This window comes from Bacillus sp. A015, assembly GCF_053851875.1.
Genome location: NZ_JBSPZB010000003.1, coordinates 38,519 through 62,757, shown reverse-complemented (window position 1 = coordinate 62,757; position 24,239 = coordinate 38,519). Strand labels below are relative to the sequence as shown.

Sequence of the window (24,239 nt, the reverse complement as noted above, 5' to 3'; positions counted from 1 at the left end):
AGGACGATATACGATGAATTCAATCTTACTTTTACAGCTCACTCTTATTCTTTGCAGTCTTTTATTAACGGTCGGAGTCATCACTTATTTAAAACATCAGATGAAGCTGATCATCTTACCTATTCAACATGTTGGACAAAAACTTGCGCATCCGCTTCTCGAACAACCATCACCCATTCATATGAATGATCTGCTGCAAACAAATCACAAGCAGCAATTACTTATTTTCACTGACACAGCATGTCCGCACTGCATCCCATCACTTGAACAATTCCTAGAAACGAAAGAACAGCGTAAATTAAACGTCTCATTTAGTATCTTGTTAAAGAATGGGCAAAAAAAGGATCAAGAATTATATCGTGATAACCAAACCAATATGCGAATGATCCCGGTAGATGAGCAATTGATAGAGGCATTCCAGATTCAAGAGTTTCCATATTACATCATGGTAGAAGACGATGAAACAATCTCATATGCAGCACCTTTTCCGGATGGTCTTTATTCACGGTTGCCTGCAAAATAAAGATAAATGAGGCATGTGAAGAGTATCAAACACACGCCTCATTATTTATTATTGTGGATTTGGCTGGACATCCTTATCTTTTTCCCCTGTAGCGATTTCACTAGCTTCACTTGAAGCTGATGCTTGTTCCTCAGCCTGTTCAAACTCACTGCGAGCTTCATTCGAAATGTCTACTTGATCACCATGCTGATTCACAGTAACGGACGAAGAAGACCCCTCTTTTTGAACCTCTTCCTCTAGTTCCTTTAATTTAGAAACATGAAGCTCTAAATCTTTTCCTTGCTGAACTAAAGTCAGTTGTTGAAATAATGCCTTTCTCTCTTCTGGAGAATGGTCGCCTTGAACAATTTGCGCAGCTTGGGTTAAAAAAGAATTTGATGTCTGGCCCGCTTGACGACTGTTCGACGTCTGCATAGCATCTGTTAAGAATGAAATTGAAGATATGCTCATGCGTTCACATCCTATTAAATAAGATACCTAGATTTAGCAGCCGCATCTAACGCGTTCTTGGCTAGTACAAATCTCACCTGTGTCACGATCCACGTAGTAACGGAAAGTTCCAACACCTTGAAGGAAACAAGTTGGTGCTGATTTGCAAGAAGTTACTAATTTTTGCAAAATACATCTAGCAGCTGCAGGTTGAACATTGGTCATTTTGTTTAAAAAACGATCTAACATATGAATTCCACCTTCCAATTTTTATGGTAATACAACACAATAATAACCAATTGCGAGACAACTAACAACATATTTTGATAAATTTACTAATTATTTTTAACTACTATCCTTATTTATGACATAATTTGTCGCTAAAAATCATAGTAAATGTTACTTTTTTCTTATTCAGAAATAATTTATTTATCCATAAATAGTAAAGTGAAGATAGAAATATTTTTAATTGTTCAACATTCACTCTTCCTAAAGTACTACTTGCTCAAGTATGATAAAGAGTGAATACATAAAGGAGTGAACACGATTGCAACAAACTGAAAAAATCATTCAATCTCTTCATTCAATAGCAAAGTGGGGAAAAGTTGGTAGTATCTTTCTCTATATTTCAGGTGGACTTTCGATCCTTATTGGGTTTTGGCTTGTTCTTCCTGCTGCCCTTGGCGTTTTCCTCATTATGATGGGGATACATGTACAAAAATCTGTGAAAGCAGCTGAACAATTGATTCAAGCTCCTGATACTTCTTACGAAGACTTGTTAGAACAATATGCTAAGATGATGAAAATGCAGACACTGTTCGCCATTTCAAGTATTGCCGCAGTCATTCTCTCATTCATCGCCATCATTTTGATGCTTGTACTAGGAGGACTAGCCTTTCTCCAAGAGATCCCTAGTGATGTCCAGCAGTACGAAGGTGATTACGAACAAGAACTCGGTGACTTTTATTAAAGGATGGGGGTATCAATTAAAATTCGATACCCCTTTGCTTTGTGATTTGGCATTGATCATTTGATACTAAGCTTGACAATCAGCCTTTATCATTTTAAAATACAAATCGTAACTATTACGAATTAAAGGAGGATCATATCACTTATGCGTGTGAAAATCACCTTAGCCTGTACTGAAACAGGTGACAGAAACTATATCACTACAAAAAATAAACGAACAAATCCAGACCGATTGGAATTAAAAAAATATTCTCCTCGATTAAAGAAATATACCCTTCATAGAGAAACAAAATAATTTTTTAAGTTTTAAATCGTAATGATTACTTTTTAAGTGAGGCGGAAAACAAAATGAGCATTTTCAAAAGGACAGAAACAAATGAATAAACGAATACCTGTTACAGTATTAAGCGGCTTTTTAGGAGCGGGAAAAACAACGATATTAAATCATGTTCTTCAAAATCGTAAAGGATTAAAAGTAGCTGTTATTGTAAATGACATGAGTGAAATTAATATTGATGCGGAATTAGTCAAGCAAGGCGGCGAGCTCTCTCGATCAGATGAGAAACTTGTTGAACTATCTAATGGTTGTATTTGCTGCACATTGAGAGAGGATTTATTAATCGAAGTAGAACGCCTTTGTAAGGCTGGTAATATCGATTATATCGTCATTGAGTCAACAGGTATTAGTGAACCAATCCCTGTTGCTCAAACTTTTTCTTACATCGATGAAGAAATGGGCATAGACTTGACACGCTTTTGCCGGCTAGACACGATGGTAACAGTGGTAGATGCAAACCGTTTCTGGACTGATTTCCAATCTGGAGAAAGTCTATTAGATCGTAAAGAAGCCGTTTCCGATGATGATGAACGTGAAATTTCCGATTTACTCATTGATCAAATTGAATTTTGTGACGTGCTGATTATCAATAAATGTGATCTTGTATCACCATCAGAACTAGATCGACTTGAGCACGTGCTAACCACACTTCAACCAGAAGCAACTATCATAAGAACCACAAAAGGTAAAGTACAGCCAAGCGACATTTTGAATACTGGTTTATTCGACTTTGAAAAATCCAGTGCTTCTGCTGGCTGGATAAAAGAAATCAACGCTGGACATTCTCAGCATACGCCGGAAACAGAAGAATACCAAATCTCATCATTTGTTTATGAAAGAAGACTCCCTTTTCATACCGGCAGGCTGAATAATTGGTTAGATCAGATGCCAGAGCAGATTGTTCGCGCTAAAGGATTTACATGGCTTGCCACACATAATGATTTAACCATTTTAATTTCACAAGCCGGAAAATCCGTTGCAATTGAACCTATTGCATACTGGATGGATGCCTTGTCCGAGCAAGAAAAAGCACGGATTTTAAATCAGGAACCAGAGCTTCTTGATGAGTGGGACGCAGAGTTTGGCGATCGACATACTAAACTGGTTTTTATCGGTGTGGACTTACCTAAAGCAGATATCATTCGCACACTTGATCAATGCTTACTCACTCCTGAGGAATTTGATCAAGATTGGACAACGTTTGAAGACCCCTTTCAATGGAAAATACACAATTAAACCAGGAGGGTTTTAAATGGCAAAGAAATCAAAGATTGCTAAAGAAAAAAAGCGGCAGCAGCTTGTTTTGAAATATGCGGAATTAAGGAAAGAGTTAAAAGAAAAAGGTGACTATGAAGCTTTGCAGAAATTACCTAGAGATTCCTCCCCCACTCGCTTAAAAAACCGCTGTGAATTAACGGGCCGTCCTAGAGGTTACTTACGGAAATTCAAAATGTCTAGGATTGCTTTTCGTGAGCTTGCCTATAAAGGCCATATCCCAGGAGTGAAAAAATCGAGCTGGTAAAGATTGATTCGATCTTATCACAGCTCCTGTAAAAGTAAAGCAGCGCAGTATGATTGAAAATCTATTTTCCACACTTATCTTACGGTTTTTGAGGCACAAAATAGCATTTTAAAAAACAGCAGAATCTCTGCTGTTCAGCGTGTAGACAAACCCTCGCATTCGTTGTCAGTCCTGCGTGCCGGTGCTCACGAATGTCAAATTCGCTCCGCTCCAGTACTCGTCCTTCCTAGACTTCAAAGGTTTTCTATCACGCTGAAAAGAAGACAAAGGGCTAAAATAAAGTTCATTTTAGCCCTTTGTCAACAATCTGAAAACAGCAGAATCTCTGCTGTTTTTTTATGATGATTGAGTTTATATGATGAATCAGCCTGTTTTCAAAAAAAGATTTTCAACAGTAATTATGCCATTTCCTCTTCTTTTCAAAAATACATGATCATGATACTTTGTTGTCACTACCCACCGATGTATGACATCTCAACTTTTTTCTGATCTTTCTTTTGCTCTCTCTCGGCTGAATATTGATCATGTCTATTTGACCATAGCTCCTTCAATATTTTCGTTATATCTTCATCATTTTCTGTCGTACGAATGATCCGTTTCAGATCAAAACCCGATGATGCAAAGAGACATGTGAACAATTCACCGCGTGCAGATAGCCTTGCTCTATTACATGATCCACAAAAAGCATCTGAGACAGAAGAAATAATGCCAATCTCTCCTGAACCATCTTCGTAAAAAAAGCGATTGGCTACTTCACCCGCATATCGAGGGGGTTCTGGTTTGATAGGATATTTTGAATCAATCAGATCAATTATCTCTTTTTTCGTCATCACATGCTCTAGATTCCATTTATTTGTATTGCCGACATCCATAAATTCGATAAATCTCAGAATGTGTCCTTCTTTTTTAAAATAGTCTGCCATTGGTAAGATATCCTGATCATTCACACCTTTTTGGACAACCATATTGATCTTAATAGCAAGTCCAGCCTTTTTTGCAGCCTTAATTCCATCAAACACTTTTTGGATGGAAATATGCCTTCCATTCATTTGCTTAAAACGTTCGGGATTTAATGAATCCAAACTAATGGTGACTCTCTGAAGACCTGCTTTCTTTAACTTATCAGCATATAAAGGTAAAAGCGTTCCATTGGTTGTCATAGCGATGTCTTCGATTCCTGGGATTTTTGCGAGCTTTTCTATTAAGGTGGACAAATCTTTACGCATTAAAGGTTCACCGCCCGTGATGCGTAATTTCACCACACCTAAGTCCTTTGCAAAAAGGGTAGCAAGTCGTTCAATTTCTTCGAAACTAAGCAGCTCTTCTTTATTCAAAAAAGGAAAATCTGGTCCAAAGATTTCAGCAGGCATACAGTACGTACATCTAAAGTTACAGCGATCGGTTACCGATATTCTTAAATCGCGCAATGATCGATGTCTTTTATCCAAAATACTGACCATACTTTGCCTCCTATTCTGTAATACGCTGGTGATGAGTATAGATATTAAAAGATCCTCCTCTGACGAATCCAACTGTCGTGATATTTAATTCTTCTGCCATTTTCAGCGCTAGCTCAGTAGGTGCTGATTTAGATATCACAATAGATACTCCTAGTTTCGCTGCCTTCAACAGAACTTCCGACGATATCCGGCCGCTAAACACAAGGATTTTATCTCTAAGTGGGATTCGGTGAAGTAAACAATATCCATAGATTTTATCCAAAGCATTATGTCTTCCTATATCAGTTCTAGTGATGAATAGCTTCTCTGTGTCACACAGTCCAGCATTATGCACACCACCAGTATGTCGAAATAATTGGCTTTCGTCTTGTAAACACTTCATTAAGTGCATACAAGTTTCAGCAGAAATGTTAATTTGATCAATGGCTGTTTTTGCCGTCTTCACATCTTGGAGAAAATAAAAGTGTCTCCCTTTCCCACAGCAAGAACCAATCACTCGTTTTGTAAAGTCTGATGAATGAAAACGACTTGAGTGGATTAAATCAACATATGCAAAGCCCATACTTTCATCTATTGTAAACCTTTTAATCTCATTTTCAAATCGAATGACTCCTTCTGAAGCTAAAAAGCCGATAACCAATTCTTTCAAATGCTCTGGTGAACAAACGAGTGTCACAAACTCTTCTCCATTCACCATCACAGTTAAAGGAAATTCTTCTACAACTTCATCTGTTTTGCAGGTAAATTTGCCTTCGCGATATTGGTGTATGACTCGTTTCTTTTTAACAGAAGGATTCATTGTATGATCTTCCTTTCAACACAAATTTAGTTATATGAACCAATCAAATTGTGATATTATTTTAAAAAGTCATAAAAATGTAACATATTTCTATCTTATCAAACTTTTTGATTGCTTTATATGGGGGGAACACAATGAACAAATCAAAAAATCGTTGGCTCATTGCGACAAGTGCTGTGGGAATCCATTTATCTATTGGGTCTGTTTATGCATGGAGTGTTTTTACGAATCCTTTACATCAATCCTTTCAGTGGTCATTAACAGAAATAAGCCTCACCTTCAGCATTGCTATTTTATTTTTAGGTTTATCTGCTGCTTTCATGGGACATTTCGTTGAAAAGTATGGCCCAAGGGCATCGGGGCTCTTCTCAGCTATTTTCTTTGGCATCGGAATGACTGGGTCAGGGTTCGCTGTCCACATGTCTTCACTGCCTCTCCTCTATTTATTTTATGGTGTACTTGCTGGAATAGGATTAGGTGTAGGCTATATTGCACCTGTATCAACATTAGTCAAATGGTTTCCGGATCGAAGAGGACTTGCAACCGGTTTAGCCATTATGGGTTTTGGATTTGCTTCACTTATCTGCAGCCCAATTATTCAATTTCTCATTGAAAAAGTTGATATCGCAAATACCTTTTATATTCTTGGACTCTCCTATTTTATGATCATGGTGATCTCATCTCTTTATTTATCACCACCAACGCCCGATGACGTCAAACAATTTGACGTGTTGAAAACAAGTCAAAGAAAATTTCCTCAAGATTTATCACAGCTCACAGCAAATGAAGCGATCAAAACACGGCGCTTTTATTATTTGTGGCTCATGCTCTTTATTAATATCACGTGCGGAATTGCCATTATTTCAGTAGCGTCGCCTCTTGCTCAAGAAAGTGTTGGATTCACTGCAGGCGCTGCAGCTACTCTTGTTGGTATTTTAGGTGCTTTTAATGGTCTAGGACGAATTGGCTGGGCATCCTTCTCTGATTATATCGGAAGGCCAAATACGTATACGATTTTCTTTAGTATACAGCTCATTGCTTTTCCCTTACTTCCCTACTTAAAAGAACCACTTATCTTTTCAATCGTGATGGCGATCATTTATACGTGCTATGGAGGAGGGTTTGCCTCAATTCCAGCCTATATTGGAGATTTGTTTGGTACGAAGCAACTTGGTGCAATACACGGTTATATTCTGACCGCTTGGGCCGCTGCTGGTTTAGCAGGACCTTTATTTTCATCCTTTATTCGAGATATAACAGGCAATTACACACAAAGTCTCATGGTGTTCTCCGGCTTATTTTTCATTGCTTTTATCCTATCTCTTCTCATTCGGAAGGATATTCAACAGCTTAGAGAATCAAACCTTACTGCTACTTCTTCTGTCACAGTGCGTCCTTAATTTGAATTTGACAGAATCACAATCTACAGGTAATTTTTAGATATGAAAACGCTTTACAAATTAATAGGAGGGTGATGATATCATGGGGAAAACACAACACAAGGGGCCTGTTAAACTCAACAAAAAACCCTCACCAAAGCTATGGGCCTCTTTTGCTCCTATGGGGCTTGGAAAAGTGAAACCTAAGCACATTCGGGATACGATGAAGGTGGCTTGGGAAAACAAAGATAACCTCCCTTACGCGTACCGTATTTTAACGCAGGGCGTTTGTGACGGCTGTGCCCTTGGTGTATCAGGTTTATACGATCAGACACTCGCAGGACCCCATATATGCACAACAAGGCTAAATGTGCTTCGCCTTAACACAATGCCAGCTATTGACCCAAAATGGTTCGAAGATATTCATCAGCTAAAAAAAATGGATAGTACCTCTCTGCGTAAGCTTGGGCGTATTCCCTATCCACTGATTCGAAAAAAAGGGAACAATGCCTTTACACGTATTTCTTGGAATGATGCATTAGATCAGATCGCAGCTAAAATCAACTCAATTGATAAACGGCAGCTCGCTTTCTACTTAACAGCCAGAGGGATTACAAATGAAGTTTATTATACTGCTGCGAAGGCTGCACGATTTATAGGAACAAATCATATCGATAATGCTTCCCGCATTTGCCATTCACCGAGCAAAACCGCTCTTAAACGTTCCCTTGGCATAGGTGCTTCTAGCTGTAATTACAGTGATTGGATCGGAACGGATGTATTGATTTTTTGGGGATCAGTCGCAGCAAACAATCAGCCCGTTTCCACTAAATATATGTACGCTGCTAAAAAGAAAGGAACCAAAATTATTGTCATTAATCCGTATAAAGAGCCTGCGATGGAAAAGTACTGGGTTCCCTCTATTCCAGAAAGTGCTTTATTCGGAACAAAAATAGCTGATGATTTTTATCAAGTCAATATAGGCGGCGATATTGCGTTTATGAACGGCGTCATCAAACATTGGTTTGATATGGAGCAGCATGCTCCTCACTCCGCTCTTGACCATGAATTTATTCAAGCCCATACAACTGGCATAAAGGATGTAAAGCAACATGTCGAACAGTTGAAGTGGGAGGACCTAGAAGCATCGTCAGGCTTGTCAAAAGAAAGAATGAAGGAATTCGCAGTCCTCCTTGCCAATGCCAATTCTGGCGTTTTTATTTGGAGTATGGGTCTTACCCAGCATCGATTTGCAACAGATAATATATCGCAAGTCGCAAACCTTGCCATGTTACGTGGATTTATTGGCAGAAAACATTGTGGCGTCATGCCGATTCGCGGACATAGTGGTGTCCAGGGTTCAGGCGAAATGGGCGCCGATCCATTTGTTTTGCCAGGCAGTGATTTTGATGAAGAGAATATTGAAAGAATTGAGAAGATATGGGGATTTGACATTCCGAAATGGCATGGTGATACCATCGGTCAATCGTTTGAAAAGATGGCTCTCCCAAAAGAACACCCGCAAAAACTCAAAATGCTGTTTACTAGCGGTGGAAACTTTTTAGAAACGATGCCAAATCCAGAAGCGATCGAAAAAGCATTATCTGAGCTCGAACTCCGTGTCCATCAAGATATCATTTTGAATACCTCTACACTGGTAGAGGCAGAAGAGACGGTGATTGTTCTGCCTGCTATGACAAGGTATGAACAGCCAGGCGGCGGTACGTCAACCAGTACGGAACGCATGGTATATTTCAGTCCGGAAATTGAAGGACCTCGTATTGAAGAAGCCAGAGCAGAATGGGACATTTATATTGATCTTGCGAAAAGGGTCCGACCAGAGGATGCCGAGCTGATTCATTTTGAACATGCTGAAGACATTCGCCGTGAGATTGCCATCGCAAATCGAAACTATGATGGCATACAGCATTTGCGTCATAAAGGAGACGTTTTCCAATGGGGAGGCGCATGGCTTTGCGAAGATGGTGCATGTCCAACACCGGACGGCAAGGGACACCTTCTTCCTGCCCAGCTGCCTCAATACCGGAAAACTGAGGGACATTTCAATATTACGACAAGACGAGGTAAACAATTTAACTCTATGATCTACAGTGAAAAGGATGCCTTTAATGGCGGAAAGCGTCATTCTATCTTGATGAATGAAGAAGATGCAAAAGAGCTTTACATCCAAGAAGGTGATCCAGTTGTTCTTTTTAATCAATATGGGTCCTATCAAGGAGTTGCTCAATTCGGGGAATTGAAACGGGGAAATATCGCTGTTTATTGGCCTGAAGGGAACGTTTTAATTCCTAAAGGTGTTTATGAGAGCTATTCACAGATTCCAGAATATAATACGACTGCGATATTAGAAAAAGCCGAAACCTTTCATGCAAGAAAAGATCAGCACTACGTGGAGAAACGAATTGATGAATTAGAAACGACTTTAAATTGATCTCCAACTAAAAAAACAGCTGGGGGGTTTTTCCACCAGCTGCCATTCACATCCTACTGACCAAAAGTACTCGCTTCTTGTTGAAGAATCTGTTTCAGTTCTTCTGCATTTGCTGCCGGTTGATATTGTCCACCACCAGCTTTTGCAACAGATTTTAGACTTTTTGCTTCTTTTTCATTCACATCGAAGCCAATGATATTGACGATTGTATCAATACCGTCTTCATGTAATTCCTTTGCTGCTTGAGAAGGGCTTCCACCACATGTTTCTTCACCATCGCTGACAACATATACGATATTTTTCCCTTTAGCTTGGTGATCTTCAAAATCTTGTTTCGTATCAGTTAATGCTTTTGCTAGGGGTGTCCAGCCTGTTGGACCATACACATTCAGCGCTTGCTGAAATGTTGTTTGCTCATATGTTCCAAATCCATAAACGGCTTCAGAACTTGCACATGAAACGGCTTTTCCTGCATTTTTATTGGTCCCTTCATGACCAAATACACGAAGCAGGACTTGCGTATCTTCTGATAAAATACTTGCGAAGCTTTGAATAGAACGTTTTGCGATATCGATTTTCTTTTCTCCCTCAACCGATTGTGCCATGCTACCGCTTAAATCGAGTAATATGACCACATGAGCAGGCTCCTGTTTTGTCACAGCATGAGCTGGTGAAGAAAGAAGCAAGACAAGACTAGCTAAAATGGTTAATACAATATTTTTTTTCATAAATGAAAACCTCCCTTTTTACATTTGTACAGAAAAAGAGAAACGAAAGCATAAATCAATCGTTTCCCTTTTGTTCAACAAGTTATTCGTGTAGTTTTAATGATTCTGCCGTAAAGATAGAACCCATCTCTTTACCAGTACTTGCTTGGTAGTAGTGACCTTTACCAGCTTTGGCTACTTGCTTTAATTGGCCTTCATAGCCATCGTTAAAGTCTAATCCGATGACATTGACAACAGTAGATCCTTTTGATTGATGCAATTCTTTTGCTACCTTCACTGGATCTCCGCCACAAGTTTCTTCACCATCAGTAATTAAATACACAATATGTTTTGTTCCCTTATGAAGCTGCTTATCCGTTTGCTTTGCACTTTCAAGGGCACGTGCAATCGGTGTCCAGCCGTTTGGTCCAAGTCCGTTTAAAGAGTTTTCAAAGCTTTGCTTTTCGTAAGGCTGTACGCCGTAAACTCCTCTAATGACTTCACATGATTGAGCTTTACCTGAATTTTTGTTGTTTCCTTCAGAACCAAACAAGCTCATACGAATTTTAGCGTCTTTCGGAAGTGACTGTGCAAATTTAAATACCTCTTGTTTTGCGAGATCAAATTTGCGCTCTCCATCTACTTTTCTTGCCATGCTTCCACTTGCATCAAGTAAAATTGTGACTCTTACATCATTCTTATGTTTTTTGACTGCTGTTGCTTCTGCAAATACTGGTGAAGAGATTGACATGGATAATGCCAATACAGCTAAGGCTACGAGTGTAAATACTTTTTTCAACATACTTTTCATTCCTCCTTATGTATTTGATTGAAACATCTTAATCGTAAATTATTCTTTCTTGGAATGGTATAGGACTCGATCCCTTTTTCTCTTTCATCGAAATCACTAAAAATCTGTCAGATGTCTAGATATTTTCACCTAACGCATCATTTATCCCCTCGTTTTCTCTGTCTTTCGAGGGACTTTGTATCGGCCATCGGTTCTTGTCAGGACATAAATGTTTAAGATTTCCTGACCTGCATCTTAAGTCGCAATTTGACACATTCTGTTCAAACCTCTTTGAACACAAAAAAAATGCCTCGTTTCTGAGGCACCTTTTCTTTTATTTTTTAGCCATATACGTGTTGAGAAAACGATCAGCTGATTCAATTTGAATCCCTTTATAATAATGTTTCACAATGGCTTCTACTTTTTTGCCTGACTGCGCCATATAATGCGCACCATATTGGCTCATCCCTACACCATGGCCGTATCCTTTTGTCGTGATCACAATTTGCTGGCCCTTTCTTTCCCATGTAAAATCTGCAGAGTGAAGTCCCAGTGATTCTCGAATGTCTCTGCCTGTCAGTGTTTTACCGTTTATCACGGCTTTTGCTACTTGGTTTCCTGGTGTCCGCTCTACAATCTCTCCTACCTGAGCCTGCTGACTGAGGGCCACACCTAGTTTTTGCTGAAATTCACTAACCGTGATGGTCTTCGTGTTTTGAAATTTTGGTGATTTTTCGTCCCATTTACTTGAGACACTTTTCAAATAAGGGATTTCGTTTTTCCAATAGGCTTCTGCATTTTCAGTTTTCCCATTACTTGTAGAAAAGAAAGAAGCATCAATTGGCTTTTCGTCATAGGTCAGCACTTTCCCTTGTGTGCTGGCGACAGCTTCTGTGACCTTTTTTAATTTCCAGTTGTACGCTTTCCCCCAAATTTTCTTGAGTTCCTGCTTGTTTTTGTAGACTTGGAACATTTGTGTGTCATCTACAAGAGAGCCCTTTGGTGATTTGACGGTCTTATCGATGATCATTTGTCTGACGATATACGTTCTAGCAGCGAGTGCCTGTGCCTTGAGCGCCTCCATTTCAAAATCAGCTGGCATTTCAGAAGCTACGACACCGATCACATACTCTTCTAGGGGGATGTTTTCTACCTGCTGATGAGTTGAACGATAGACGGGAATGGAGACGGGTGATTGCTTCAATTTGACTGAACCTTTCACTTCTTTTTTAACGGATGGTTCTGCTGCTACGTGTTGGCTGGCCGCGGGTTTCCCTTGGAATGTCGGCAACACGAGTAAGGTTGGAATCATTAAAATGATGATGCATATTCCTGCGATTGTCCATATCATTGGTTTCATATTTGGCTGCCCCCATTTGTCATTGAATCTCTTTTATCCTATGGGCAAGGACAAGCTAATATGACAGCTTCTTTCATTCATTGGACAAGACTTTCGATCATGCCAACATGCTCTTCACCAATTGATTTTACTGTTCGTCTTTATGAATAAAATTTAAAACGATTGGATACACTAATGATAAGCTTTTGAAAATGAAGCATTCTATGATTCTAAAAAAAATCAGTATGCCCCAATGGACACACTGATTTCTTTATCATTACGCGTTCAGATCTGACACAACTTGTTCTTGTGTAACATCTGCTGATTCATCGTTTACTCTTTCAATATCTGCACCGATTGCTGCAAGTTTTTGGTGGAAGTTCACATATCCACGGTCAATATGCTTCAATTCAGTGACACGTGTATGACCTTCTGCCACTAATCCAGCAAGTACAAGTGCTGCTCCTGCTCTTAAGTCAGTCGCTGAAACTTCAGCACCTTGAAGTTGAACCGGGCCATTGATAATCACAGAGCGACCCTCAATTTTAATATCGCCATTCATGCGGCGGAATTCTTCAGCATGCATAAAACGGTTTTCAAACACAGTTTCTGTGATCATGCTTGTTCCGTTCGCACGAAGCAATAGCGCCATCATCTGAGATTGCATATCCGTTGGGAACCCAGGATGCGGCATTGTTTTTAGATCGATTGGCTTGAGCTCAGATGGTCCAATCACTCTTAAACCTTCTTCTTCTTCAATGATCTGAATACCCATTTCTTCCATTTTTGCAACAAGTGAAGTCATGTGCTCTGGCACTGCGCCTTTTACAAGAACATTTCCTTCTGTAATGGCTGCTGCCACCATGAAAGTACCCGCTTCAATTCTGTCAGGGATGATGTTGTGTTTTGCACCGTGAAGTGTTTCCACACCTTCGATTTTGATTGTACCAGTACCGGCCCCGCGAACCTTACCGCCCATGGCATTGATGTAGTTTGCCAAATCAACAATTTCAGGTTCTTTTGCTACGTTTTCTAAAATTGTTGTTCCTTCAGCTAATGCTGCTGCCATGATAATGTTTTCAGTTGCACCCACACTTGGGAAATCCAAATAGATTTTTGCACCTTTTAAACGGCCTTCTACCTCAGCCTCGATGAAACCATTGCCTACTTGAATTTTAGCTCCCATTGCTTCGAAGCCTTTTAAATGCTGATCAATTGGTCTTGAACCAATCGCACAGCCTCCAGGTAATGCGACTCTTGCATGACCTGTTCTTGCTAAAAGTGGTCCCATGACGAGCACAGATGCTCGCATTTTACGCACATACTCAAACGGAGCCTCAGTTTCCAGTGCATGAGATGCATCTACTGATACTTCGTTATTTTCAAAATGTACTTCTGCTCCTAAATGACGTAACACTTCATTGATTGTATATACATCGGAGAGCGTAGGTACATCACAAATTACGCTTTTTTCTGTACTTGCTAACAAAGATGCAGCGATAACTGGTAAAACGGCATTTTTTGCGCCTTCTACTTTAACTGTGCCGTTTAACTTTTGACCGCCGCGGACGATGATTTTTTCCAAGGTCTTCCCCTCCGCGTCCCAAATTCTCTATATTAATATTCAGTCGTTACGATTGGTGTGCCAACCGTAATCGTATGATTTTCGTTCATTTCCGAACTTCTGATGGCAATTTGAACATTCATTTTATCATTTGAAGTCATAATGAACTGTTCCCACTTATCTGTGTAAGCGGAAAGCGACACAAAATTAGACTCAACGAGATACTCAACTGGTTTTGCTTGAAATTCTTTTGCTAACATTTCAGCTTTTTTTTGCAAAACAACATCCATCATACCATTTACATGACCATCGAGACAAGTAAAAATCACAAATTTTTCTTGTAATATGCTTTTTGCATGACGTACGAACTGATCATATGTATGCTCCCAGGTATTCAGTGGGCGAGCACCTTTTTGCTCATATAATAAATACGACTTTTGGTTTGATTTTGTGTCGGTCTTCACGAGTGAAATTTTCGATAAGGTATCATTTTTTTCATCTTTGTACATTCCTGTGACTTTGGTGACATGTTTCTCTTTTTTTTCGGTCCACTCATACTGTCGTAGTTCGTCTTTCAAACGTTTCACTTTTTTTGAAAATTGTTCGGATGAAATGTCTACATTTGTTTTGGCATGAAGGGTCCATCCATCTACTTCGATTTGCTGGTTTTTCAGACCTTCTGCTATTTGGGCGAGTGGGGAAGATTCTTCCGCACGAACACCTTGAATCATAAGAACAAAAAAAAGAATAAACGCAAATAATGGCCAGCCTTTCAAATACTTTCTCACTTGTCATTCCCCCTTGCTACCAGTGTTGCCGCAAGGGGTTAAATGCATACGTGGAAAAGTCAACAATGGCCATGCTTTGACACTTCTTTTTACGTTCCCGCAGAAGGCAGTGTCCAAACCTTTTATGTTAGAACATATAAGGAATTTGTCTGGAGAAATTTAAATAATCAAGGAAGAAATTGCTAACCGCAGATGCGATAGCAATGGTGATGAGCATCATCAGCAATCTTGCCTGAATGATTTTCCCTTTTTTAATCAGCGGATCAATATTTACGGCAAGCAATGCCCACCACGTAATGGCGATAAAAAATAGGTGGATCACAATACTCACAATTGCTTGTTGTCCTACGTCTTCCATACAGCTGAATCCTCCTTTTATTTATTTCTGTAAAGGAAAACTCCCTTTCATTATATCCTCGAAAGTCGGAAAGATGAATCATTTGGAAAAAAGAGCTACATTTAGTGTGAATCCCCTCTTATACTGTTGCCTAGGAGATGATATACTGCGTGTGGAAGGAGCTGATCAGTTTGAAAGATTCTTTTCCTGACTTTGTTGATTTGTACGGAGAACTGGTTCCCTCATTTGATCATGAATGGGAGGCCATTGCTTTCTACTTTGATTATAGACAGACACAGTTAGAAGAATTAGCACAATTGTGTCATTTTCATAACATTTCTTTGGATTACTCAGAGGAAAGCCTGTATCAGTTAGAATCTTTATACTTTGATGCGTTTACCCAGCAGCTTTTTGCTGAGTGGAAAATGCCCATTGATGCATTAGAAGCGATGATGAGTGTGTATATGGGAGAGGCTGTCATCCGGCATCATTCAGATGCTGACTGGGTGGTGCGGCCTTATATGGACTCTCCGCATCAATATACGCTTGGTTTGCGACGACATCATAAAACGTGGCATACTACGCAGTTTTGCGAGCATTTATATCTTGAAAAACAAGCATCTCATCCTTATGTGTCGATGTATCATTCTCTCTTGTCATTCTAAAAAAAATCCTTCTTATCATTGTGATAAGAAGGATTTTCTGTTTTATTTCCCTGCTACATTTAAACGGTTTAACGCCCGTTTTAATGCGAGTTCCGCCCGGCGTACATCACTTTCATTCGGGTGGTTCAAATGCTCTTCAGCACGCTGTTTCGCTGATTTCGCACGATCTACATCAACTTTGTCTGATGTTTCAGCGGCCTGAGCAAGAATGGTTACTTTTTCAGGGCGAACTTCAACAAATCCCCCACTTACTGCAACCAATTCAGTTGATCCACTATGTTTTAAGCGAACTGCACCGATTTTTAGCGGAGCAACCATTGGAACGTGGCCAGCTAAAATACCAAGCTCACCGCTTTCTGCTCTTACACTGACCATTTCCACATCCGCTTCATACACTGGGCCGTCGGGAGTAACGATATTGACTTGAACGGTCTTCATGCTTTTACCCTCCTAAGGACCAGATTAGGCCTCTACACCCATCTCTTTGGCTTTTTCAACCACTTCTTCAATGCGTCCGACTAAGCGGAATGCATCTTCTGGAAGGTGATCGTATTTACCAGATAAGATTTCCTTGAAGCCTTTAACAGTTTCTTTTAATGGCACATAAGAACCCTTTTGGCCAGTAAACTGTTCTGCTACGTGGAAGTTTTGAGATAGGAAGAATTGAACACGACGTGCTCTGTGTACCACAAGCTTATCGTCCTCAGATAATTCATCCATACCTAAAATGGCAATGATATCTTGTAGCTCTTTATAACGTTGCAATGTTTGCTGAACTTCACGCGCAATCGCATAATGCTCTTCGCCAACAATCTCAGGTGCAAGTGCACGAGATGTTGATGCAAGTGGATCAACCGCTGGGTAAATACCCATTTCTGTCAGCTTACGCTCAAGGTTCGTCGTTGCATCAAGGTGAGCGAACGTTGTTGCTGGAGCTGGATCCGTATAGTCATCCGCAGGTACATAGATCGCTTGAATCGATGTAACCGATCCTACGTTTGTAGACGTGATACGCTCTTGCAGCTGACCCATTTCTGTTGCAAGTGTCGGCTGATAACCTACCGCTGAAGGCATACGTCCAAGAAGGGCTGATACTTCAGAACCTGCTTGTGTAAAACGATAGATGTTATCGATGAAGAACAGTACGTCTTGACCTTGTTCATCACGGAAATGCTCTGCCATTGTCAAACCAGTTAGGGCAACACGCATACGTGCACCTGGTGGCTCGTTCATTTGACCGAAGACCATCGCTGTTTTTTCGATAACGCCAGAATCTTTCATTTCGTAGTAAAGGTCGTTTCCTTCACGTGTACGCTCTCCAACACCGGCGAATACAGAAATACCGCCGTGTTCTTGTGCGATGTTGTTGATTAATTCTTGAATCAGAACGGTTTTACCTACACCGGCTCCACCGAATAGACCGATCTTTCCACCCTTGATATAAGGAGCTAGAAGGTCAACAACTTTGATACCTGTTTCAAGAATTTCAACTTCTGTAGAAAGTTGATCAAAAGAAGGCGCTTGTCTGTGGATTGGATCTCTCTGAGCTTCCACACCAAGTGGCTCATCTAAGTCAATGTTATCTCCCAGTACGTTGAATACACGTCCAAGTGTTACGTTACCAACTGGTACTGAAATTGGTGATCCAACGTCTACAGCTTCCATGCCGCGCTTAACACCGTCTGTTGATGCCATTGCGATGGTTCTCACTGTATCATCACCTAAATGTAGTGCTACTTCTAAAGTTAAGTCGATATCAACTTCACTTTCGCTTTCCGCTTTATGCGAAACTTTGATCGCATTATAAATCTCAGGCAAGTGACCGTCTTCAAAACGAACGTCTACGACTGGTCCCATGATCTGACTGATGCGTCCTGTTTTCATTGCATTCCCTCCTGACAATTATTTCTATTCTAAGGCAGCTGCTCCGCCGACAATTTCTGTAATCTCTTGTGTAATCGCTGCTTGACGAGCACGGTTATAAGAGAGTGTCAGGTTGTCGATCAATTCTTTCGCGTTGTCTGTTGCACTCTTCATTGCTGTCATTCTTGCAGCATGTTCACTGGCTTTGCTGTCAAGAAGTGCACCGAAAATCAAACTCTCTGCATATTGAGGAAGGAGGACTTCTAGAATTTCTTCTTCAGAAGGCTCAAACTCATAAGATGCGGAACGTTTATTTGGTGTCGCTGCGGCCGAAAGGTCCGTTAGCGGCAATAATTTTTTCTCTGTTACTTCTTGTGAAATGGCACTGACAAAATGGTTGTAGAACATGTAAAGTTCATCAAACGCTCCATCAGAGAACATTTGAACTGTACTGCTTGCTAATTCTTTAATATCAGCAAACGCTACTTCATCACCAAGCCCTGTTACTTCAGAAATAACTGGAATACCGCGCTTTTTGAAGAAGTCGCGTCCGATTTTACCAATGACAATCACCGCATATTCATCAGCGGATTGATGACGAGATTGAATGGTTTGGTAAGCGGCACGCAAAATCGAGCTGTTAAAAGGTCCTGCAAGCCCTCGATCAGATGTAATGACGAGATACCCTGTTTTTTTGACAGGTCTTGAAAGAAGCATTGGGTGCTTAGCACTTGTTCCAGTTGCTATTGCTGCAACGACTTCTTGGATTTTCTCCATGTAAGGAACAAAAGACTTCGCATTGTTTTCAGCACGATTCAGTTTCGCAGCTGATACCATTTGCATCGCTTTTGTGATCTGACTCGATTTTTTCGTTGACGTGATCCTTGACTTAATATCGCGTAATGAGGCCAAAGATTTCACCACCTTTTTTCAGGAATCCGTGTTCATTTACGTGAAAAGAGAGAAAAAGAGAATCTTTTTCTCTCGGAAAGATTACTAATTAGTTGCTTGGCGCAAACGTACGTTTAAAGCCTTCGATTGCTGTATTCCACTCTTCATCAGCAGGCATGTTTCCTGTTTGAGAGATTGTATCAAACAAGTCTTTATGGTTTTCTTCAATGTACATGAATAACTCAGCTTCAAAACGTTTGACATCAGCAATTGCCACATCGTCTAAGTATCCTCTTGTCAGTGCATAAAGAATCGCTACTTGTTTTTCAACTTTAAGCGGTTTGTTCAAGTCTTGTTTTAAGACTTCAACTGTTCTTGCACCACGGTTTAATTTCGCTTGAGTCGCTTGGTCTAGATCAGATCCAAACTGAGCGAATGCTTCAAGCTCACGATATGACGCAAGGTCCAAACGAAGTGTACCTGCTACCTTTTTCATCGCTTTGATTTGTGCAGAACCACCTACACGGGATACAGACAATCCTGCGTTTACCGCTGGACGTACGCCTGAGAAGAAGAGATCAGATTGTAAGAAGATCTGTCCATCTGTGATCGAAATCACGTTTGTTGGGATATATGCAGAGATATCACCAGCTTGCGTTTCTACGAAAGGCAATGCTGTGATAGAACCGCCACCCTTTTCATCACTAAGCTTCGCTGCACGTTCTAATAAACGAGAGTGAAGATAGAAAACATCACCAGGGAACGCTTCACGACCTGGAGGACGACGAAGCAATAATGAAAGTTCACGGTAAGCTGCCGCTTGTTTAGAAAGGTCATCATACACAACAAGCACGTGCTTGCCGTTATACATGAATTCCTCCCCCATCGTTACACCTGCATATGGAGCAAGGTAAAGAAGTGGAGCTGGCTGTGATGCAGAAGCTGTCACAACGATTGTGTAATCAAGCGCACCATGCTTACGTAGTGTTTCAACAACGCCACGAACTGTTGATTCTTTTTGTCCGATCGCTACATAGATACAGATCATGTTTTGATCTTTTTGGTTTAGGATCGTATCAATTGCAACAGATGTTTTACCTGTTTGACGGTCACCAATGATCAATTCACGCTGTCCACGTCCGATTGGAATCAAGGCATCAATCGCTTTAATTCCTGTTTGAAGCGGCTCATTTACAGATTTACGATCCATAACGCCTGGTGCTTCACTTTCGATTGGACGCGTTTTGCTTGTTAAAATTGGACCTAGTCCATCAACAGGCTGACCAAGCGGGTTCACAATACGTCCGATTAACTCTTCACCTACTGGAACCTCCATGATACGACCTGTACGTTTTACGTCATCACCTTCGCGGATATCTTTGTAAGGTCCTAAAATAACGATACCTACGTTAGACTCCTCAAGGTTTTGAGCCATACCCATTACACCGTTAGAGAACTCAACCAGTTCTCCTGCCATAATGTTGTCAAGGCCATGTACACGCGCGATACCGTCCCCTACTTGAATGACTGTACCGACATCTTTTACTTCGATTTCAGATTGATAGTTTTGGATTTGCTGCTTTATCAGCGCGCTAATCTCTTCAGCTTTGATACTCACTAAGGTTTCACCCCTTCTAACGATTTTCGCCTGCAAGCTGACGTTCAATGCGGGAAAGCTTTCCGCTGACACTGCCGTCATAAATGCGGTTTCCGATACGGATTTTCACTCCGCCTATTAGATCCTTGTCAATCACATTTTCAACACGCAGTGATGTGACTCCGGCTTTTTCGGCAAATACTTCAGATAAAGATTGAATTTCAGCCCCGCTAAGCGGTTTAACTGAATACACGATCGCATCGTCTATTTGTTTCGTGCGGTTTGCAAGTTTCACAAACTCAGACGTCATTTCAGGGAAAATATTCGTGCGTCCGCGGTCAATCAGTAAATACATTGTGTGCAATACATAAGTTGAAACACCTTTGAAAGCTTCTGCAATCAACTGTTTCTTTTTGTCTGCCGTAATTTTCGGATGAACAAGAAAGTCGTTCAGTTCTTGATCAGCCTTTAGCACTTTTTTGATCTCATTCAGCTCTTTTTCAGTTTCGTCTACTGCCGAAGAAGCAAGAACGATGTCAAAAAGAGCAGAAGCGTAACGCTTAGAGACAATAGTCACGCTCATCGGCTTTCGCCTGCCTCTTTAAGATACTCTTGGATCAATTTCTCTTGTGCTTGCTCATCAAGTTCTTTTTCAATCACTTTAGAAGCAATTAGCACAGATAGTGATGCAACCTGCTCACGCAGCGCAGCCACAGCTTGTTCTTTTTCTTTCACGATTTCAGTTCTAGCAGATTCTTTCAAGCGCTCTGACTCTTGACGTGCTGCTTGAATGATCTCTTCTTTTTGTTTCTCACCAAGCTTTTTCGCATTTTCGATGAGTGTATGTGATTCTTCGCGTGCTTCTTTCAATAAAACACGTTGTTCTTCAAGAAGTTTTTCAGCTTGAACATGCTTTTGTTCAGCACTTGAAATTTCATTTCCTATATAATCTTCACGCTGCTTCATAATACCTAATAAAGGTTTAAGCGCAAATTTCTTTAAAAGTGCAAGCAGGATGAGCATAGCGATCAGCTGGAATAACATATCCCCGGCGTTGAAACTTAAGCCTCCTGCTCCTAAAACCACTGGTAACTGAGACATTTAGTACGGCAACTCCCTTCTTCAAATAATATGTTAAGAAACAAAACATAAAGGAATGGCGAAGTTTCGAACTAATCTGATCTTCGCCATTAAAATTCATATTAGAACGCTTCTCACATATTAACCAAAGAATGCCAAGAATGCGATAACGACAGCGATAATTGGAAGTGCCTCAACTAAAGCGACCCCGATGAACATAAGTGTTCTTAGTTCTCTACCAGCTTCTGGCTGACGAGCGATTCCTTCAACTGTTTTAGATACGATTAGACCGTTACCAATACCTGCTCCTAGTGCTCCTAAACCGATTGCAATTGCTGCTGCTATTAAATTCATTAAAAAGCTCCTCCTTTAAAATAACGTCCTTTTTGGACTCTCAATTTTTTTAGTGTTCGTCGCTGACTTTATGGGATATGTACACCATTGTCAGCATGGTGAAGATAAATGCCTGGATTGTTCCGACAAACAAACTGAATGCCTGCCATACAATCATCGGCACGATGGCACCTAATGTACCAACGATACCAAGCGCAATGTTTTGCGTGTAGAAATTGGTCGCAAGTCCTGCAAGTAACCCAAGAAGAATCTCTCCAGCGAAAATATTTCCGTAAAGACGCAAACCAAGTGTTAGCGTGTTTGCAAATTCTTCAATAAGTTTCAATGGTACTAAAAGCGGAATTGGTCTAAAGTAGTCTTTCGTATATTCCTTGACTCCTTTTGCCTTGACACCGTAGTAATGTGTCAATCCCATGACCATAATCGCTAGTGTCATTGTGATTGCTGGGTCTGCTGTTGGTGATTTCCACCACAAGTTGTGATCGACCGTAATCGAGAATGGCAATCCAAGCATGTTTGAAACAAATATGTACATGAGTAATGTAACGCCAAGCGCTAGAAATGGGGCTCCTGTTTTCATGTCCATCGAACTACCTATGATATTTCGAACAAAATCAACAATCCATTCCATGAAGTTCTGCGCCTTTGTCGGACGAATAGACAGAACACGAGTAGTCAGCACCGCTATGAGAAGAACGATGATACTAGCAATCGTAATCATGAGAACATTGGATAAGTTGAACGTTAACCCTAAAAATTCTGTAGTTTTTGAACTGTGACCCAAAGAGTATTCACCTCTCTTCCATAGTAGAACGTTTAAGTTGAATGAAGGAATCTATCATAATGACAGGATATATTGTCATTAATCCTATAACAACACCTGCCAGATGAACTTCATTAGGGTAACGCCAAGCAATCGCTACTGCGAGAATCGCGTTGGCCCACCTGGCTGTACTTCCCATTGAACGAATGGCTTTTCCTTTTTTAACCGCTCGATCAAAAGCGTGCATTCTCCGTATAAGTAGGAATAAATTAAAGAAAGCAAAAATTGTGCCGATAATGAAACCGAGGAACAGTGGTTTAAAACCAGGCATGGCATAGCCAAACACAAAAATTGCCAATAGATACAACATGTATTTACTCTGTCTGCGGAAAATCGCGTTTGGATCGTTCATTCATCTGACTCCCGATGAAAAATATTGTAAAAAAGGTGATAAATGGTGATGAAAACTGCGTAGAAGACGCTGATGATAAGCCGTCCTGTTCGAAAAAATCAATCACCCATCGGTCTAATTACACAATCAGACTTGGAATCTTTAGATCTATGGGATGCTGCTTCATTCGCTGATACAAACCCTGATAATTAAAGGGTTCACAATGAGGATTAGTAGAGTGCTATAGGCTATGAAAACCTTACCATAATACCCTCGTTTAGCATACAATAGCGTCTATGATGTGTCAATCCGTTGAAAGTTAAAAAACTTTTCTATAATGATAGAGCACACAAAATGTTCACAATTTCATCAAACTTTAGGAGAGATGTGACATTCATTGAAAAAAACAGCTAATCATCAGTATACATTGATTTTTCTAAGAACGGTATCAACCGTTTGTCATATATTTCAAAAAATCCCACATGCTCGTCTGCATGTGGGATTTTATTGAGATCTTCTTATTTTGTTCCATACATACGGTCACCAGCATCACCAAGGCCTGGGATGATGTAACCTTTTTCGTTTAATTTCTCATCTAATGCTGCAATGTAGATATCGACATCTGGATGATGTTTTTGCATTTCTTCTACACCTTCAGGGGCAGCAATCAGACACATGAAGCGGATGTTTTTCGCACCGCGTTTTTTCAAGCTGTTTAACGCTTCGACTGCTGAGCCGCCGGTTGCAAGCATTGGGTCTACTACGATAAATTCACGCTCTTCCACATCAGATGGAAGCTTCACATAATATTCAACAGGCTTTAATGTTTTTGGATCACGGTATAAACCGACATGTCCCACTTTAGCAGCTGGAATGAGCTTCAAAATCCCGTCTACCATTCCAAGACCTGCTCTTAAAATTGGCACAACACCGAGTTTTTTCCCTGAGATCACGTTTGATTTAGCTACTTGTACAGGTGTTTCTACATCTACCTCTTCAAGCGGTAAGTCTCTTGTGATTTCGAATGCCATTAATGTGGCGACTTCATCCACTAGCTCTCTAAATTCTTTTGTTCCTGTATGAACGTCACGAATATATGTAAGTTTGTGCTGAATTAGCGGGTGATCAAATACATAAACCTTTGCCATTGCTTGCTACAACTCCTTTTCTGTCATCTTCCGGTGAACTTTGCACACTTCCTACAATTCTACATAAAAAGACATCATCTTTCAATATGATT

Annotated in this window: 28 protein-coding genes; 8 read left to right on the top strand and 20 right to left on the bottom strand. The window is 40.4% G+C overall.

Annotation, left to right across the window (positions count from 1 at the left end; genetic code table 11):
- Positions 1–13 precede the first annotated feature (13 nt).
- Entirely contained in the window at positions 14–523 is a 510-nt protein-coding gene (locus tag ACSLGF_RS03600; protein ID WP_456002634.1) for a thiol:disulfide interchange protein, read from the top strand.
- Between the two features lie 48 nt (positions 524–571).
- Here the strand turns inward: ACSLGF_RS03600 and ACSLGF_RS03595 are convergent, their stop codons facing one another.
- On the bottom strand, positions 572–973 hold the full coding sequence (locus ACSLGF_RS03595) for a hypothetical protein (RefSeq protein ID WP_456002632.1): 402 nt from the start codon (positions 971–973) through the stop codon (positions 572–574).
- A gap of 33 nt (positions 974–1,006) precedes the next feature.
- Entirely contained in the window at positions 1,007–1,201 is a 195-nt protein-coding gene (locus ACSLGF_RS03590) for a hypothetical protein (RefSeq protein WP_073978875.1), read from the bottom strand.
- 298 nt (positions 1,202–1,499) lie between these two features.
- On the opposite strand from ACSLGF_RS03590, the gene ACSLGF_RS03585 reads away from it, so the two are divergent.
- The 4 genes from ACSLGF_RS03585 to rpsN all read left to right on the top strand — a co-directional run bounded on the left by ACSLGF_RS03585 (position 1,500) and on the right by rpsN (position 3,780).
- Positions 1,500–1,922, top strand: a complete 423-nt coding sequence (locus tag ACSLGF_RS03585) for a DUF5362 family protein (protein WP_099726486.1) — start codon at positions 1,500–1,502, stop codon at positions 1,920–1,922.
- A gap of 144 nt (positions 1,923–2,066) precedes the next feature.
- The gene (rpmG, locus tag ACSLGF_RS03580; RefSeq protein ID WP_003214771.1) at positions 2,067–2,216 is read left to right on the top strand and encodes a 50S ribosomal protein L33; all 150 of its coding nucleotides are present in this window, start codon (positions 2,067–2,069) and stop codon (positions 2,214–2,216) included.
- An 81-nt stretch (positions 2,217–2,297) separates the two neighbouring features.
- Positions 2,298–3,494, top strand: a complete 1,197-nt coding sequence (locus ACSLGF_RS03575; RefSeq protein WP_456002630.1) for a GTP-binding protein — start codon at positions 2,298–2,300, stop codon at positions 3,492–3,494.
- A gap of 16 nt (positions 3,495–3,510) precedes the next feature.
- Positions 3,511–3,780, top strand: coding sequence for a 30S ribosomal protein S14 (gene rpsN / locus ACSLGF_RS03570; RefSeq protein WP_099726488.1), 270 nt, complete (start codon positions 3,511–3,513; stop codon positions 3,778–3,780).
- Positions 3,781–4,232: 452 nt separating this feature from the next.
- On the opposite strand, the gene moaA is transcribed toward rpsN, so the two are convergent.
- Both moaA and fdhD read right to left on the bottom strand, forming a co-directional pair.
- Positions 4,233–5,240 (bottom strand): GTP 3',8-cyclase MoaA, encoded by a 1,008-nt coding sequence (gene moaA / locus ACSLGF_RS03565; RefSeq protein ID WP_456002628.1) that lies wholly within the window; start codon positions 5,238–5,240, stop codon positions 4,233–4,235.
- 10 nt (positions 5,241–5,250) lie between these two features.
- The gene (fdhD, locus tag ACSLGF_RS03560; protein WP_099726490.1) at positions 5,251–6,039 is read right to left on the bottom strand and encodes a formate dehydrogenase accessory sulfurtransferase FdhD; all 789 of its coding nucleotides are present in this window, start codon (positions 6,037–6,039) and stop codon (positions 5,251–5,253) included.
- Between the two features lie 134 nt (positions 6,040–6,173).
- Here fdhD and ACSLGF_RS03555 point away from each other — a divergent pair, with 134 nt between their 5' ends.
- Together ACSLGF_RS03555 and ACSLGF_RS03550 are read left to right on the top strand one after the other, a co-directional pair.
- On the top strand, positions 6,174–7,439 hold the full coding sequence (locus ACSLGF_RS03555) for an L-lactate MFS transporter (RefSeq protein WP_456002626.1): 1,266 nt from the start codon (positions 6,174–6,176) through the stop codon (positions 7,437–7,439).
- 82 nt (positions 7,440–7,521) lie between these two features.
- Positions 7,522–9,870, top strand: a complete 2,349-nt coding sequence (locus ACSLGF_RS03550; RefSeq protein ID WP_456002624.1) for an FdhF/YdeP family oxidoreductase — start codon at positions 7,522–7,524, stop codon at positions 9,868–9,870.
- 53 nt (positions 9,871–9,923) lie between these two features.
- On the opposite strand, the gene ACSLGF_RS03545 is transcribed toward ACSLGF_RS03550, so the two are convergent.
- The 6 genes from ACSLGF_RS03545 to ACSLGF_RS03520 form a co-directional block, all read right to left on the bottom strand.
- Positions 9,924–10,598: a VWA domain-containing protein gene (locus tag ACSLGF_RS03545; RefSeq protein ID WP_456002622.1), complete on the bottom strand. Its 675-nt coding sequence runs from the start codon at positions 10,596–10,598 to the stop codon at positions 9,924–9,926.
- An 82-nt stretch (positions 10,599–10,680) separates the two neighbouring features.
- Positions 10,681–11,379, bottom strand: a complete 699-nt coding sequence (locus tag ACSLGF_RS03540) for a VWA domain-containing protein (protein ID WP_456002620.1) — start codon at positions 11,377–11,379, stop codon at positions 10,681–10,683.
- A gap of 322 nt (positions 11,380–11,701) precedes the next feature.
- Positions 11,702–12,727, bottom strand: coding sequence for a stage II sporulation protein D (spoIID, locus tag ACSLGF_RS03535; protein WP_456002618.1), 1,026 nt, complete (start codon positions 12,725–12,727; stop codon positions 11,702–11,704).
- A 256-nt stretch (positions 12,728–12,983) separates the two neighbouring features.
- Positions 12,984–14,291, bottom strand: a complete 1,308-nt coding sequence (gene murA / locus ACSLGF_RS03530) for a UDP-N-acetylglucosamine 1-carboxyvinyltransferase (protein ID WP_099726496.1) — start codon at positions 14,289–14,291, stop codon at positions 12,984–12,986.
- 32 nt (positions 14,292–14,323) lie between these two features.
- Positions 14,324–15,058 carry a YwmB family TATA-box binding protein gene (locus ACSLGF_RS03525; protein ID WP_456002616.1) on the bottom strand — a complete coding sequence of 245 codons (735 nt, stop codon included), beginning with the start codon at positions 15,056–15,058 and terminating at the stop codon, positions 14,324–14,326.
- 127 nt (positions 15,059–15,185) lie between these two features.
- Positions 15,186–15,416: a DUF1146 family protein gene (locus ACSLGF_RS03520; RefSeq protein WP_025208130.1), complete on the bottom strand. Its 231-nt coding sequence runs from the start codon at positions 15,414–15,416 to the stop codon at positions 15,186–15,188.
- A 137-nt stretch (positions 15,417–15,553) separates the two neighbouring features.
- Between ACSLGF_RS03520 and ACSLGF_RS03515 the strand changes: the two genes are divergently transcribed.
- On the top strand, positions 15,554–16,060 hold the full coding sequence (locus ACSLGF_RS03515) for a hypothetical protein (protein ID WP_456002614.1): 507 nt from the start codon (positions 15,554–15,556) through the stop codon (positions 16,058–16,060).
- A 42-nt stretch (positions 16,061–16,102) separates the two neighbouring features.
- On the opposite strand, the gene ACSLGF_RS03510 is transcribed toward ACSLGF_RS03515, so the two are convergent.
- The 10 genes from ACSLGF_RS03510 to upp form a co-directional block, all read right to left on the bottom strand.
- Positions 16,103–16,498, bottom strand: a complete 396-nt coding sequence (locus ACSLGF_RS03510) for a F0F1 ATP synthase subunit epsilon (RefSeq protein WP_008343393.1) — start codon at positions 16,496–16,498, stop codon at positions 16,103–16,105.
- A 24-nt stretch (positions 16,499–16,522) separates the two neighbouring features.
- Positions 16,523–17,944: a F0F1 ATP synthase subunit beta gene (gene atpD / locus ACSLGF_RS03505; protein ID WP_099726498.1), complete on the bottom strand. Its 1,422-nt coding sequence runs from the start codon at positions 17,942–17,944 to the stop codon at positions 16,523–16,525.
- Positions 17,945–17,968: 24 nt separating this feature from the next.
- Positions 17,969–18,835 (bottom strand): F0F1 ATP synthase subunit gamma, encoded by an 867-nt coding sequence (locus ACSLGF_RS03500; RefSeq protein WP_099726499.1) that lies wholly within the window; start codon positions 18,833–18,835, stop codon positions 17,969–17,971.
- Between the two features lie 88 nt (positions 18,836–18,923).
- The gene (gene atpA, locus ACSLGF_RS03495) at positions 18,924–20,432 is read right to left on the bottom strand and encodes a F0F1 ATP synthase subunit alpha (RefSeq protein WP_456002612.1); all 1,509 of its coding nucleotides are present in this window, start codon (positions 20,430–20,432) and stop codon (positions 18,924–18,926) included.
- A 16-nt stretch (positions 20,433–20,448) separates the two neighbouring features.
- The gene (locus ACSLGF_RS03490) at positions 20,449–20,994 is read right to left on the bottom strand and encodes a F0F1 ATP synthase subunit delta (RefSeq protein WP_456002610.1); all 546 of its coding nucleotides are present in this window, start codon (positions 20,992–20,994) and stop codon (positions 20,449–20,451) included.
- Complete coding sequence (atpF, locus tag ACSLGF_RS03485; RefSeq protein WP_456002608.1) at positions 20,991–21,512, bottom strand: F0F1 ATP synthase subunit B; 522 nt, start codon at positions 21,510–21,512, stop codon at positions 20,991–20,993. Before atpF ends, ACSLGF_RS03490 begins: the two co-directional genes overlap by 4 nt.
- Positions 21,513–21,632: 120 nt before the next feature.
- Positions 21,633–21,845, bottom strand: coding sequence for a F0F1 ATP synthase subunit C (atpE, locus tag ACSLGF_RS03480; RefSeq protein ID WP_003214968.1), 213 nt, complete (start codon positions 21,843–21,845; stop codon positions 21,633–21,635).
- Between the two features lie 49 nt (positions 21,846–21,894).
- Positions 21,895–22,629, bottom strand: coding sequence for a F0F1 ATP synthase subunit A (gene atpB, locus ACSLGF_RS03475; protein ID WP_003215198.1), 735 nt, complete (start codon positions 22,627–22,629; stop codon positions 21,895–21,897).
- A gap of 7 nt (positions 22,630–22,636) precedes the next feature.
- Positions 22,637–23,020, bottom strand: coding sequence for an ATP synthase subunit I (locus tag ACSLGF_RS03470; RefSeq protein WP_456002606.1), 384 nt, complete (start codon positions 23,018–23,020; stop codon positions 22,637–22,639).
- Positions 23,021–23,517: 497 nt separating this feature from the next.
- Positions 23,518–24,147, bottom strand: coding sequence for a uracil phosphoribosyltransferase (upp, locus tag ACSLGF_RS03465; RefSeq protein WP_003214553.1), 630 nt, complete (start codon positions 24,145–24,147; stop codon positions 23,518–23,520).
- Between the last annotated feature and the right edge of the window lie 92 nt (positions 24,148–24,239).

Bases quoted from the DNA above. Each gene is read 5' to 3' on its own strand.
- ACSLGF_RS03600 (WP_456002634.1), top strand. From the start codon at position 14: ATGAATTCAATCTTACTTTTACAGCTCACTCTTATTCTTTGCAGTCTT.
- ACSLGF_RS03595 (WP_456002632.1), bottom strand. From the start codon at position 973: ATGAGCATATCTTCAATTTCATTCTTAACAGATGCTATGCAGACGTCG.
- ACSLGF_RS03590 (WP_073978875.1), bottom strand. From the start codon at position 1,201: ATGTTAGATCGTTTTTTAAACAAAATGACCAATGTTCAACCTGCAGCT.
- rpmG (WP_003214771.1), top strand. From the start codon at position 2,067: ATGCGTGTGAAAATCACCTTAGCCTGTACTGAAACAGGTGACAGAAAC.
- ACSLGF_RS03575 (WP_456002630.1), top strand. From the start codon at position 2,298: ATGAATAAACGAATACCTGTTACAGTATTAAGCGGCTTTTTAGGAGCG.
- rpsN (WP_099726488.1), top strand. From the start codon at position 3,511: ATGGCAAAGAAATCAAAGATTGCTAAAGAAAAAAAGCGGCAGCAGCTT.
- moaA (WP_456002628.1), bottom strand. From the start codon at position 5,240: ATGGTCAGTATTTTGGATAAAAGACATCGATCATTGCGCGATTTAAGA.
- fdhD (WP_099726490.1), bottom strand. From the start codon at position 6,039: ATGAATCCTTCTGTTAAAAAGAAACGAGTCATACACCAATATCGCGAA.
- ACSLGF_RS03555 (WP_456002626.1), top strand. From the start codon at position 6,174: ATGAACAAATCAAAAAATCGTTGGCTCATTGCGACAAGTGCTGTGGGA.
- ACSLGF_RS03550 (WP_456002624.1), top strand. From the start codon at position 7,522: ATGGGGAAAACACAACACAAGGGGCCTGTTAAACTCAACAAAAAACCC.
- ACSLGF_RS03545 (WP_456002622.1), bottom strand. From the start codon at position 10,598: ATGAAAAAAAATATTGTATTAACCATTTTAGCTAGTCTTGTCTTGCTT.
- ACSLGF_RS03540 (WP_456002620.1), bottom strand. From the start codon at position 11,379: ATGTTGAAAAAAGTATTTACACTCGTAGCCTTAGCTGTATTGGCATTA.
- spoIID (WP_456002618.1), bottom strand. From the start codon at position 12,727: ATGAAACCAATGATATGGACAATCGCAGGAATATGCATCATCATTTTA.
- ACSLGF_RS03520 (WP_025208130.1), bottom strand. From the start codon at position 15,416: ATGGAAGACGTAGGACAACAAGCAATTGTGAGTATTGTGATCCACCTA.
- ACSLGF_RS03515 (WP_456002614.1), top strand. From the start codon at position 15,554: ATGATATACTGCGTGTGGAAGGAGCTGATCAGTTTGAAAGATTCTTTT.
- ACSLGF_RS03510 (WP_008343393.1), bottom strand. From the start codon at position 16,498: ATGAAGACCGTTCAAGTCAATATCGTTACTCCCGACGGCCCAGTGTAT.
- atpD (WP_099726498.1), bottom strand. From the start codon at position 17,944: ATGAAAACAGGACGCATCAGTCAGATCATGGGACCAGTCGTAGACGTT.
- ACSLGF_RS03490 (WP_456002610.1), bottom strand. From the start codon at position 20,994: ATGAGCGTGACTATTGTCTCTAAGCGTTACGCTTCTGCTCTTTTTGAC.
- atpF (WP_456002608.1), bottom strand. From the start codon at position 21,512: ATGTCTCAGTTACCAGTGGTTTTAGGAGCAGGAGGCTTAAGTTTCAAC.
- atpE (WP_003214968.1), bottom strand. From the start codon at position 21,845: ATGAATTTAATAGCAGCAGCAATTGCAATCGGTTTAGGAGCACTAGGA.
- ACSLGF_RS03470 (WP_456002606.1), bottom strand. From the start codon at position 23,020: ATGAACGATCCAAACGCGATTTTCCGCAGACAGAGTAAATACATGTTG.
- upp (WP_003214553.1), bottom strand. From the start codon at position 24,147: ATGGCAAAGGTTTATGTATTTGATCACCCGCTAATTCAGCACAAACTT.